The 12,195-nt window shown below is 39.1% G+C and carries 9 protein-coding genes; 5 read left to right on the forward strand and 4 right to left on the reverse strand.

What is annotated here, in order from left to right; genetic code table 11:
- The first annotated feature begins 63 nt into the window (after positions 1–63).
- The gene (locus tag TOL5_RS19905; protein ID WP_058968299.1) at positions 64–819 is read left to right on the forward strand and encodes an SDR family oxidoreductase; all 756 of its coding nucleotides are present in this window, start codon (positions 64–66) and stop codon (positions 817–819) included.
- Between the two features lie 46 nt (positions 820–865).
- Here the strand turns inward: TOL5_RS19905 and TOL5_RS19910 are convergent, their stop codons facing one another.
- Positions 866–1,957: an SDR family oxidoreductase gene (locus TOL5_RS19910; protein WP_058968296.1), complete on the reverse strand. Its 1,092-nt coding sequence runs from the start codon at positions 1,955–1,957 to the stop codon at positions 866–868.
- Positions 1,958–2,055: 98 nt separating this feature from the next.
- Here TOL5_RS19910 and TOL5_RS19915 point away from each other — a divergent pair, with 98 nt between their 5' ends.
- The gene (locus TOL5_RS19915; protein WP_005034381.1) at positions 2,056–2,433 is read left to right on the forward strand and encodes a MerR family transcriptional regulator; all 378 of its coding nucleotides are present in this window, start codon (positions 2,056–2,058) and stop codon (positions 2,431–2,433) included.
- A 47-nt stretch (positions 2,434–2,480) separates the two neighbouring features.
- Here TOL5_RS19915 and TOL5_RS19920 read toward each other — a convergent pair whose 3' ends face one another.
- Both TOL5_RS19920 and TOL5_RS19925 read right to left on the reverse strand, forming a co-directional pair.
- Complete coding sequence (locus TOL5_RS19920; RefSeq protein WP_009584348.1) at positions 2,481–4,853, reverse strand: Tex family protein; 2,373 nt, start codon at positions 4,851–4,853, stop codon at positions 2,481–2,483.
- Between the two features lie 108 nt (positions 4,854–4,961).
- Positions 4,962–5,408 (reverse strand): carboxypeptidase-like regulatory domain-containing protein, encoded by a 447-nt coding sequence (locus tag TOL5_RS19925; RefSeq protein ID WP_058968292.1) that lies wholly within the window; start codon positions 5,406–5,408, stop codon positions 4,962–4,964.
- 156 nt (positions 5,409–5,564) lie between these two features.
- Between TOL5_RS19925 and ompR the strand changes: the two genes are divergently transcribed.
- From ompR to TOL5_RS19940, 3 genes are all read left to right on the forward strand, one after another.
- The gene (ompR, locus tag TOL5_RS19930) at positions 5,565–6,329 is read left to right on the forward strand and encodes a two-component system response regulator OmpR (RefSeq protein WP_004825449.1); all 765 of its coding nucleotides are present in this window, start codon (positions 5,565–5,567) and stop codon (positions 6,327–6,329) included.
- Between the two features lie 704 nt (positions 6,330–7,033).
- Positions 7,034–8,494 carry an ATP-binding protein gene (locus TOL5_RS19935; protein ID WP_005034388.1) on the forward strand — a complete coding sequence of 487 codons (1,461 nt, stop codon included), beginning with the start codon at positions 7,034–7,036 and terminating at the stop codon, positions 8,492–8,494.
- Positions 8,495–8,699: 205 nt separating this feature from the next.
- Positions 8,700–10,220, forward strand: a complete 1,521-nt coding sequence (locus TOL5_RS19940; RefSeq protein WP_004825459.1) for an acetyl-CoA hydrolase/transferase family protein — start codon at positions 8,700–8,702, stop codon at positions 10,218–10,220.
- A gap of 151 nt (positions 10,221–10,371) precedes the next feature.
- Here TOL5_RS19940 and TOL5_RS19945 read toward each other — a convergent pair whose 3' ends face one another.
- The gene (locus TOL5_RS19945) at positions 10,372–12,006 is read right to left on the reverse strand and encodes a GMC family oxidoreductase (protein WP_121774331.1); all 1,635 of its coding nucleotides are present in this window, start codon (positions 12,004–12,006) and stop codon (positions 10,372–10,374) included.
- Positions 12,007–12,195 lie beyond the last annotated feature (189 nt).

The raw sequence follows: 12,195 nt of genomic DNA on the forward strand, positions 1-12,195 counted from the left end.
CTATGTAGAATAAAAAATAGCACCTAGAATTTCAACATCACTGGTTAACATTGGAAAATAAAAATGAGCTCACATGACTTAAAAGATAAAACCGTTATTATTACGGGTGGCGCAAAAAATTTAGGTGGTTTGATCTCTCGTAAATTTGCAGAACAAGGCGCAAATTTGGTCATTCACTATAACAGCCCAGAAACCCGAAAGGGTGCTGAAGAAACACTTAAAGCTGTTGAACAATTGGGTGCTCATGCAACACTGATACAAGCAGATCTTTCTAATATTGAGAATATTGAAACCTTGTTCATCAAAGCCAAAGAAACTTTTGGTGGTATCGATATTGCAATTAATACAGTCGGTCGAGTATTAAAAAAACCATTGATTGAAACCACAGAACAAGAGTTTGATTCAATGAATGACATTAATAATAAAATTGCTTATTTCTTCATTCAATCTGCGGGAAAACATCTCAACAATGGTGGAAAAATTTGCTCAATCGTGACCAGTCTTTTGGCAGCCTATACCGGTTTGTATTCCACCTATGAAGGCTTAAAAGCACCGGTTGAGCACTATACTCGCGCGGCATCAAAGGAATACGGAGCGCGTGGTATTTCCGTTACAGCCGTTGCACCAGGTCCAATGGATACCCCATTTTTCTATGGTCAAGAAGCACCTGAAGCTGTGGCGTACCATAAATCTGCCTCAGCACTGGGGGGCTTAACCAAAATTGAAGATATTGAACCTTTGGTACGTTTCTTAGTCACAGAAGGCTGGTGGATTACAGGACAGACTATTTTTGCCAATGGTGGTTATACAACACGATAATGCTGCTCGAGAAAAGTGCCCATTTTATTCAATGGGCACTTTTTCCTTAGTCGTCATAATTTTGCTTGACCCATTCAGCCGTCCGTTCAATGGTTTGCTTGAGATTGGTTTCGGGTATTTTCCAGTTTTGATTCAATTTTAAAAATGCATCAATATTCAATTGCTCTGTACGAATGAAATTTAACATTTCCGCAGATAACTCCAACTTTTGAGCAAGCCATTTCCATTTTAAAATTAATTTTAATATTTTGAGAGAAACAAAATAGTGTGGTGCCTTAAGATTTAAGCGATCTGCCGCATGTTGAATCAATACCTGTAAAGAAATCTGGGTGGGATTAACAATCAGTATCTCTTGATCTACTGCCAATTGATCCTGTGAGGCTTTACATATCGCATGAACCAACATGGTCACTGAAACTAAAGGCAAATAATGCTGAGGGGTGGCAGGAATTGCAGCCAACTTGCGTTGTATCAATTGGGTAATGAGATGTTCAATCGGCTGATATTTTGCGATTTCTCCAGAATTTTCATCTCCTATGACAGTTGCAGGGTGTATCACAGTCCAATCAATTTTCAACGCTTGTGCAGATTTGATCCAAGCAAAATGCGCTTCAATTTTGGAAGCTTCATAAGCACCTAGTTTTTGATAGACAGACTGCCAATCTGTTTTTTCTATATTTTTCAGATCAACTCCAGTATTTTCCAAATGCTGAGTAAGTGTCAACATATAGCCAGAAAGATGGATTGCCCGTTTCAAGTGACAGTGAGCATTCACAGTTTGAAGTAAGTTGATGACTCCTCGAACATTCACTTCATGTGCCTGTTGCATCGACAGATTCCATGCAAATAACGCACTGGTGTTGAACAAATGTGTCACTGTTGCAAGCCGTTTCCAGTCTCCAGTTGAAATACCCAAGTCTGGTAAGGTGATATCACCTTGTATACATTGCAATTTTTGATGATTTATTCCTTGCTTTTCTAGCCAAGCTTTCAATCTAGGTTCTTGCTGCTCACGATTTCGACACAGCGCAAAAACCTGATTATTGTCTTGAAGTAATTGTGCCACCAGAAATTTACCAATAAATCCTGTTGCACCTGCGACCAAGGTAATTTTTTCTGTACTTTGATTATTTTGCATCACTTGCTACGCTCCTTATGTTCACACTTAATCTAAAGGATGGAGTACACTCCACAGTCAAGTGTTTCTTGCAAGTACATTCAAATTTGGAGCCAGTGATGTTAATCAGTGAGTTATCAAAACACCTCAATCTCAGTCGGGATACGATTCGTTTTTATGAAAAGCTGGATCTTATTCATCCTTTGATACGCAATAATGGATACAAAGATTATTCAGAACAGGATGTACAACAATTACAGTTGATCCAAGTTGCTAAAAATTTAGGTTTTACTTTGGCTGAAATTAAACAAATTTTAGATTTGGTCAATGTGAATGAAATTCCAGCGGAACAATTCCATGAGATTTTAACCGACAAGCTTAATCTCATTCGTGAAAAAATCCATCAACTACAAAACATTCAGCATCTGCTTGAAAATCTTGTGATTGGCGAAGCATGCCCCTTTAAAAAAGATTGTGATATTTCTGCGATTGTCTAGTCCATAAAAAACCGCCTTACGGCGGTTTCATTTTGAGAAATTAAGGCTTATTTAGATCCTTTAATCCCTGCTTGTAATAATAATGCGCCTAAACCACCAATTTTATTTTCTTGAGGTTTTGCTGCCTGAGGCTTTTTGTCATGACGAGGTGCTTTGTCCTTATTGTCATGATTTGGACGACCTTGCGGTGGACGCTTACCTTGTGGCTTACGTTCAGCACGTTGTTCATTGTTATTAAACTCACGCTTTTGACGAGGTGCTTTAGCAGGTGCTTCAGAACCTTCAGGGCGCATCGACAAATTCACACGATTACGTTCAGCATCTACTGTCAACACGCGCACTTGTACAATTTGTCCTGGTTTAACAACTTTATGAGGATCTGCAACAAATTCATTAGCAAGTTCAGAAATATGGACTAAACCGTCTTGATGTACACCAACATCAACAAATGCACCGAAGTTGGTCACATTGGTAATTACACCTTCGAGCTGCATGCCCTCAGTTAACTGACTCACTTCAGTAATATCTTCACGGAATTTAGCTGTACGGAATTCTGGACGTGGATCACGACCTGGTTTTTCAAGTTCACTTAACACATCTTGAATAGTCGGTAAACCAAATTGATCATCCACAAAATCTTCCGCTTTGACCTGACGGATAATTTCAGTATTACCAATAATATCTTTCACTGTAGTCGCTTTGGCTTCAACAATCTTATTGACCAAGCCATAAGACTCAGGATGAACAGATGATGCATCCAAAGGCTCAGAACCGTCTTGAATACGCAAGAAACCTGCAGCTTGTTCAAAGGTACGTTCACCCAAACGAGGGACATTCTTTAATGCTTGACGATTATCAAAACGACCATTTTCTTTACGGTAATCGACAATTTGTTGCGCAATCGCCTTATTCAAACCAGCGATATAACCCAAGATTGCAGGAGAAGCAGTATTGACATCCACACCTACAGCATTCACACAGTCTTCTACCACTGCATCCAGTGTTTTTGCCAAATTGGTTTGATTCACGTCATGCTGATATTGACCTACGCCAATTGATTTCGGATCAATTTTAACCAACTCAGCTAAAGGATCTTGTAAACGACGCGCAATAGACACCGCACCACGAATCGCTACATCAAGTTCAGGAAGTTCAGCAGAAGCCAACTCTGAAGCAGAATATACTGATGCACCTGCTTCACTGACTGAAACACGGGTTAAGTTAAGATCAGTATTCTCAGCCATCATTTCAGCGACAACTGCTTCAGTTTCACGGCTTGCTGTTCCATTACCAATGGCGATTAAATCTACATTGAATTCACGGCACAGTCTTGCCAGTTCTGCAATTGAACCCGCCTTATCTTCTTTAGGTGCAAAAGGATAAATGGTGCTGTGTGCCAAAACATCGCCTGAATTTGAAACTACAGCAAGTTTCACACCTGTACGGATACCAGGGTCAACACCCAGTGTGGTACGAGAACCAGCAGGTGCAGAAAGTAACAAATGACGTAAGTTTTCAGCAAACACATTCATTGCTTCTGATTCAGCAGCAAGGCGTTTTTCAGTCAATAATGAATGCTCGATGGTCGGACGCACTTTGCCTAACCAAAACAGTTTTGCTGTTTGTTTTAAAAAGTCTTGACGAGATTGTGGTTGAACTGTCTCAAGATTATATTCGGTTTCAATACGTGAAAGTGGTGCATGATCTTCACCATCAACTTTAAGACCAAGCACATTTTCTTGACGACCACGCAGCATCGCCAATAAACGATGTGAAGGTACTTTGTTGAGGTTTTCAGAGAAATCAAAGTAATCACGGAATTTCTTACCGACTTCTTTTTTCTCTTCAGATGCAACTAAACTCTTCAACACAGCGGTTTTTGCAAAAGTCGTTTTCAACTCTGTTGTCAAAGGAATATTTTGTGCCCAATCATCAATAATGATGTGTTGAATCGCATCTAATTGACTTTCAACATCTGGATATTCTTCATGGCTAAAACCAGCCAAAGCTTCTGTAGGATCAACTTGCTCTGCAATAATTTTTTCTGCGATAACACCAAGACCCGCTTCTTTTGCTTTAAAAGATTTACTGGTACGTTTTGGACGATACGGTGCGTAAAGCTCTTCTAAGGCATTTTTTGTTTCAGCGGCATTTACACGAGCGAGCAAATCATCTGAAAGTTTATTTTGTTCTTTTAAAGATTCGATTACTTTTTCACGGCGTTCAAATAAATCACGTAAATAAACAAGGCGCGTATCGAGTTGGCGTAATTGTATATCGTCTAAACCCTGTGTTACTTCTTTACGGTAACGTGCAATAAATGGAACACTAGAGCCTTCATCAATCAGTTTAATGGCAGCTTCTACTTGGTTTGGACGTACGGCAAGTTCACTTGCCAACTGCTGAACTAAGTCAGTCATCGTGTTTAATTCCACAAGGATAAGGACTAAAAGTTAGTGATTATAAAGACCGAGACCATAAAATCCACAATTGTTTTGCAAATTAGTAATGAAAAAAGTGATAAAAGTTCATTTTTCTTGAGTTTTTATCATGCAATCGGGTATTTCACTCTGACCTTGTGCGTTCAAATTGCTTTGTAAAATAATTTTTCCAAGCTGCCATTTCCCCCCTTTTCTCTGACCGCCACCAAAACGGTTGAAATATTGTAAAGAACACGATTGATAACCCGGTTTAGTGACTGTCTCTTGAACAAACACTGGTGGTGCTTCCATATACATGATTTCTTTCAACAAAAAAGCAGAATAGCGCTGCTCTTTTAACTGAAAATCGCCATTTTGATTGGTTTGAGTTTCTCCCACTTGAACATATGCAATCGGTTGTCCACGACCATCAATCACTTGTCCAGAGATCTCTGGTCGAGATAATCGGCTAATACATGCAGTTAAACAAAAGCTTATTGCTAAAATACATAAAAGTTTCATTTGCAAATAGTATGTTTTTTTATTTATAAACATAGAACGATCTCAAATATTTGTAGATGTTGTCTTTTGGTTTCAAAACAGCCGGAAAATTGTATTTTTGAGCAATTTGATACATAGTCTTAACAAGCGCTTAGGCATTATACTGAGATTGATGAATATTTATAATTTACAACATTAAGGGAGTACATCATGAGTTTGGTTGTACCTGCTGAAAATACAGATGTCGTACAAAACGAAACTGACCGTGTCGAACGCATCTTAGTGGTCGATGATGATGTGCGTTTACGTACCCTTTTACAGCGTTTCCTTGAAGATAAAGGCTTTGTTGTTAAGACAGCCCACGATGCAACACAAATGGACCGTCTATTACAACGTGAGTTATTTTCACTCATCGTTTTAGACTTCATGCTTCCTGTAGAAGATGGTTTAAGCATTTGCAGACGATTACGCGCATCCAATATTGATACACCTGTCATCATGCTCACAGCACGTGGCAGTGACTCTGACCGTATTGCTGGTTTAGAGGCTGGTGCGGATGACTATTTGCCAAAACCGTTTAATCCAAATGAATTATTGGCACGTATCCGTGCTGTTTTACGTCGCCAAGTTCGTGAGGTTCCAGGTGCACCAAGCCAAAATGTAGAAGTGGTTTCGTTTGGTCCATGGTCTTTAGATCTTTCAACGCGTACTTTGACACGTGAAGGGCAAGTAGTCACCTTGACTACAGGTGAATTTGCCGTGTTGAAAGCGCTGGTACAACATCCACGCGAACCATTGACCCGTGATAAATTGATGAATTTGGCGCGTGGTCGTGAATGGGGCGCAATGGAACGTTCAATTGATGTTCAAGTTTCACGTTTGCGTCGATTAATCGAAGAGAATCCAGCACGTGCACGTTATATCCAAACTGTATGGGGCGTAGGTTATGTCTTTGTTCCAGATGGTGCGGAATAATAAAGCAATATATGGTATCTCTATTTGCTGAACGCATGAGATATTGACTTATGGGTGACATTTTTGAATAAGGAATGTCACCTATTTTATTGCACAGAATAATGCTTTTATGAATTAAGCTTTTAGATGACTTCTAAATGGGCTTAATCTTATCAGCCATGAAACCTCTGCCATTACACAGAAATAATTGTATGAAGATCAAGTTTGCAATGCATCACTTTACATTTAAAGTTTAAATCGCTTTGCGTAGGCGCTATCTCACTTTTCAGAGATGAAAAGATGACAAAAAACTTCTGTTTAACAGGGGTCTTGCGCTGCAAACAAAGCAATACTTTGTTTTTTGCTCATACACCCCCACCCAAGATGGCGACATCCATGTCGCCTCACGATAGAAAGACCATCTATGTTTCAGAAGCATTTAAAATGTATGTAAACATTCAATGCGCATTTTTCGACCATCTCAAGATGGTCTAATTGGCTACTAAAAATAATAAAAGAAGCAAATCATCATAAAAATTAGGCTTTCTTATTCAATCAAACAATCTATTTTGACTAGATTAAATTTTATGAGTTTATTTTTATTCAAATCACAAGTGCTAGATCAAGCATAGATAAAATCACATTTTTATTATTGCTATAAATTCATCATTGATTAAACTAAAATCATTGCATCACACGATATTATCGAGTAACAGGATCAATCTGTGAAATTAGAACCCATAGACCCACAAGAATTTACTGACTTTGTCGCTTACAAAGAACGCAAACGTACACCTTGGGAACGCTTTCTCGATAAAATCAAACCACGTTCAGCAGCAATGCGAACTACGGTTCTGGTCATATTTGTGGTTTTTTTTAGCCTATTTATGTCTCTTTGGTTTTTCTGGAAAACACTCTATCTCCCAGAAATTCAACAACATGCACGTTTTCTGGCAGTTGAGCTTGAGATGGTCAACAATCCTCGCTTGCAGATCTACCACGACGATATTCAGTTAGATATTGATGAGTGGTTAAAACAGCGTGTTGGTGTGGAATATGTTACAGATTCTAAAGACTATCCAAATGTTAAAGATAAAATTATTGCTGATTTCTTTACCAATCGCATTGAAAAGCAATTGGCAGAAGAATTAAAAATTAAGGACGTAACGGTTTACTTCCAGTTTAAACCTAGTCCACGTATCTGGGTACAAACGCCTGAAATGAATGGGAATTGGGTTCGTGAACCGTTAAATACCTATGCGAATTATAGTCCAGAACTTATTTTAGCTTGGTTATTGGGGATTCCTTTAATTGCTGCAGCCATTATTTTGACATTGGTTCGACAGTTGAATCGCCCATTACGTCGCTTACAACATGCTGCAAATAATTACAGTAAAACAGGTAAAGCGCCTTATCTTGAAACCAACCATGGACCACAAGAAATTCGTGAAGTTAACCAAGCTTTTAACCATATGATTTATACGCTTGAACAAACTGAACGAGATCGTCAAATCATGTTGGCTGGAATTTCACATGATTTAAGAACACCGTTGACTCGGATTCGTTTAAGTGCAGAAATGATGTCTGATGATGACTTCTTAAAAGAAGGACTGATTTATGATGTCGATGATATGGATGCCATTTTGAGCCAATTTATCTCTTATATGCGTGATGGTTCAGATGAAGAGCTACAAGACACCAATATCAACAGCTTACTACAAGAACTAGTGATTCAGTTTAAGCCTTTGGATATTCGCTTTACACCTCAAGAGTTGCCAATCATCACCGCACGTTCGCTCTCCCTCAAACGCTTGATTGGTAATTTGATCAACAATTCTAAGCGCTATGGCGCAGAACCCATTGAATTGAGTGCACTGGTTGAAAATGAACATATCAAAATCTGTGTTGCGGACAATGGTGAAGGTATCCCTGAAGATCAGATTGAAGACTTAATGCAACCCTTTGTACGCGGAAATGCTGCACGTACAGTTCAAGGCAGTGGTTTAGGGCTGGCAATTGTGAAGCGAATTGTCGATATTCATCAAGGTGAACTGTCTATTTCCAACCGCCCTGAAGGTGGTTTACAAGCCATCGTCTCCCTACCACTTTCGATAAAAGTTGAGGAAGAACCGACACCTACAAACCCGATTCAAAAAATTAAGCAAAGTTTGAGTGATCATTTTTAATGATCGCTCAATAATCAAACAAACAGTTTTGTTTATTTATCAAACAGACAACATTATTTCATTAATAAATAACAACTTAAAAACCATCACTAGAATTTATACCCGCATTTATTGAAAAAATTAGACCTTAGCATTAGAGGCATGCACAATTTAGTTTGAGGGCGGTACAATCCGTCTAGTTTTGAACAAGAATTGAGCGTAAACCATGTCTTTAGATCGTATCCGTTTAGCATCTCTCCATGACAAAGTCATGAGCGCAGAACAAGCTGCAACTTTTATCCAAGATGGTATGACTGTGGGGATGAGCGGCTTTACTCGTGCAGGCGAAGCAAAAGCTGTACCTTTAGCACTTGTAAAACAAGCCAAGGTAAATCCTCTCAAGATTACATTGATCACTGGTGCGAGTTTAGGTAATGATCTAGACAAACAATTGACTGAAGCAGGTGTACTTGCTCGTCGTTTACCGTTCCAAGTCGATAACACATTACGTAAAGCCATCAACAAAGGCGAAGTGATGTTTATCGATCAGCATTTGTCAGAAACTGTTGAGCAAATGCGTAATCTTCAATTGAAAAAACCTGATGTTGCTGTGATTGAAGCCATTGCAATCACTGAAGATGGCGGCATCATTCCAACCACTTCTGTAGGTAACTCTGCAAGCTTTGCAATTTTTGCTGAAAAGGTGATTGTTGAAATCAACACTAATTTAAGCCCTGCTTTTGAAGGCTTACACGATATTTATATCCCAACCTATCGCCCTACTCGTCAACCCATCCCATTGACACATGTTGATCAACGTATTGGTACACCTGCAATCAATATCGATCCTGCAAAAATTGTCGGTATCGTGATTAACAGCGAATTCCATGACTCTCCATCAACAGTGACTTTACCGGATGATGAAACGCAATCGATTGCAAACCATTTGATCGCATTCTTTGAGAAAGAAGTTGAAGAAGGTCGTTTGCCTGCGAACCTTGGTCCATTACAAGCAGGAATTGGATCTATTGCCAATGCAGTATTAACAGGTCTGAAAGAATCAAACTTTGAAGACTTAGTGATGTACTCAGAAGTACTTCAAGACTGTACTTTTGAATTGATTGATGCGGGTAAAATGAAATTTGCTTCAGGTTCATCAATTACGCTTTCTGCTAAATATGGCGAAAAAGTATTTAACAATCTTGAACAATACAAAGATAAATTGGTTTTACGTCCACAAGAAATTTCAAACCATCCTGAGTTAGTTCGTCGTTTAGGTATCATTGGTATCAACACTGCACTTGAATTCGATATTTACGGCAACGTCAACTCAACTCACGTTTGTGGTACCAAGATGATGAATGGTATCGGTGGTTCAGGCGACTTCGCGCGTAATGCACATTTGGCTATTTTCGTAACCAAATCAATTGCAAAAGGCGGTGACATTTCTTCTGTTGTACCATTTGCCTCACATATTGATCATGCTGAACATGATGTTGATATTCTGGTTACTGAACAAGGTCTTGCAGACTTACGTGGTTTAGCACCACGTGAACGTGCACGCGCTGTAATCGATCACTGTGCTCACCCAATGTATCGTGATGCCTTAAATGATTACTTTGATCGTGCATGTGAAAAAGGCGGTCAAACACCTCATATTCTTCGTGAAGCGCTTTCTTGGCACTGCAACTTTGAAGAAACAGGTCATATGTTAACCACACAAGATCAAGCTAAAAAATCTGCATAATCTTTTAGCTCAATAAAAAACGCCCAAAGGGCGTTTTTTATTGTCTGTTGCTTTAACAGGTTGATATGTTCGTTGCAAAAAATGGCAATCAAATAAAATAGCTCTGCGAGCTATACATATCCACTTGATCACAAAGCTTAAATGATCTTGCCTAGACGACCATCTTTTCCTCGATAAATGCTACACCTGACTGATCCTGATTAATCATATCTACGGCTTTTTCAGCAATCATAATGGCAGGTGCATTGGTGTTTCCATTGACCACTTTAGGCATGATGGACGCATCCACCACACGTAAGTTCTGAATACCATAAACACGCAATCGTGGATCAACCACAGCCATTTCATCCACGCCCATTTTACAACTTCCTACTGGATGATAAACCGTGTCAGAGCGATCTCGTAAAACCTGCCGAATCTCCTCATCCGTGTGTACATTTGCAGTAAACAAATCTTCTTTGATTATGCTTTTAAACGCTTCAGACTGCATTAAAGTTTGCGTGAGCTTAAAACCTTTGACCATTTCTTCTAAATCAGACTCTTCTCCATAAAAATTTGGATCAATCAATATTGGATCGTCGATACTTGGACCACTGATCTTGATCGTGCCACGACTTTTTGGGTTCAGTAAGCATACATGACAAGAAATGCCATGACCTGTATGTAAAGTCCGAGCATGGTTATCAACCAATGCAATCACAAAGTGTAATTGTAAATTCGGTACTTTTTGCTCTGCTGAGCTTTTAATAAAACCGCCACATTCAGCAAAATTAGTTGTAAGCAAACCACGCCGCTCTTTTCGATAACGTCCTATTTGCTTGATTAAATCAATAGACCCGGGGATGGATAGCCCAAAAGTTCCCTGTATTTCACGTACTTTATAGCCAAAGATAAAATCAGGATGATCATGAAAATTCTTGCCCACGCCGGGTAAGTGTTTTTTCACCTCAATCCCATGTTCCATTAGCTCATGCTGGTCACCGATGCCAGATAACATCAAGATTTGAGGTGACTGCATTGCACCAGCACTGAGTAGCACTTCACGTCGCGCGTGGATCTGTTTCAATTGACCATTCTGCTTATACTCCACACCCACAGCCACACCGTTTTCGATTAAAATTCGCTGGGTTTGCGCCGAGGTCTCAACTGTTAAATTTTTTCGTTTAAGATGTGGAAAGAGATAAGCCCGAGCTGAACTACAGCGCTCACCATTAATATGAGTGACTTGATAAATGCCTAAGCCTTCCTGCTCTTCGCCATTAAAGTCATCCAAAATTCGATAGCCCTGTTGTTTCGCAGCTGCAAGATATTTTTGTTGAAGTGGATTGTCACTGTGTAAATCAATCACAGACAATGGACCATCATTACCATGATATTGATTTTTAATTCTTTGATTATTCTCTGATTTAATGAAATAAGGTAAAACCTCATCATATGACCAGCCTGTATTCCCTAAAGCCGACCAATCATCATAATCTTGTCGATGTCCTCGGATATAGACCATTGCATTGATTGCAGATGATCCACCCAGACACTTACCACGTGGTTGGTAGCCTTTGCGACCGTTCAAACCTTTCTGGGGAACAGTTTCAAATGCCCAGTTATTAATTTTTGTAGGAATGCTAATGACCGCTGCGCAGGGAACCTCGACTTTCCAGCCATCTCCAGTACCACCTGCTTCAAGCAAACAAACAGAAACCTGTGGATTTTCAGATAAACGACCAGCCAAAACACAACCTGAGCTTCCACCACCAACAATAATATAATCAAATTCCTGTTTATTCATATGAAATTCCATTTTTGTTTTAAATTATTCCTCAATCATTATGCATATTTTCAAGCAATAAAAAATAATCATTCGTAACCGCACCATTCCACTCCAAATTTAGAATGTCTATCAAACATTTACGCATTGTCTAAAAATCAACTTATCAAGATGCACTTTTTATATTAATCTGATGCAAACATTCTTTTA

Source organism: Acinetobacter sp. Tol 5 (genome assembly GCF_019702905.1).
Lineage (GTDB): Bacteria > Pseudomonadota > Gammaproteobacteria > Pseudomonadales > Moraxellaceae > Acinetobacter > Acinetobacter bereziniae.

Excerpts from the sequence above, each read along its gene's own strand:
- TOL5_RS19905 (WP_058968299.1), top strand. The coding sequence starts at position 64 with ATGAGCTCACATGACTTAAAAGATAAAACCGTTATTATTACGGGTGGC.
- TOL5_RS19910 (WP_058968296.1), bottom strand. The coding sequence starts at position 1,957 with ATGCAAAATAATCAAAGTACAGAAAAAATTACCTTGGTCGCAGGTGCA.
- TOL5_RS19915 (WP_005034381.1), top strand. The coding sequence starts at position 2,056 with ATGTTAATCAGTGAGTTATCAAAACACCTCAATCTCAGTCGGGATACG.
- TOL5_RS19920 (WP_009584348.1), bottom strand. The coding sequence starts at position 4,853 with ATGACTGACTTAGTTCAGCAGTTGGCAAGTGAACTTGCCGTACGTCCA.
- TOL5_RS19925 (WP_058968292.1), bottom strand. The coding sequence starts at position 5,408 with ATGTTTATAAATAAAAAAACATACTATTTGCAAATGAAACTTTTATGT.
- ompR (WP_004825449.1), top strand. The coding sequence starts at position 5,565 with ATGAGTTTGGTTGTACCTGCTGAAAATACAGATGTCGTACAAAACGAA.
- TOL5_RS19940 (WP_004825459.1), top strand. The coding sequence starts at position 8,700 with ATGTCTTTAGATCGTATCCGTTTAGCATCTCTCCATGACAAAGTCATG.
- TOL5_RS19945 (WP_121774331.1), bottom strand. The coding sequence starts at position 12,006 with ATGAATAAACAGGAATTTGATTATATTATTGTTGGTGGTGGAAGCTCA.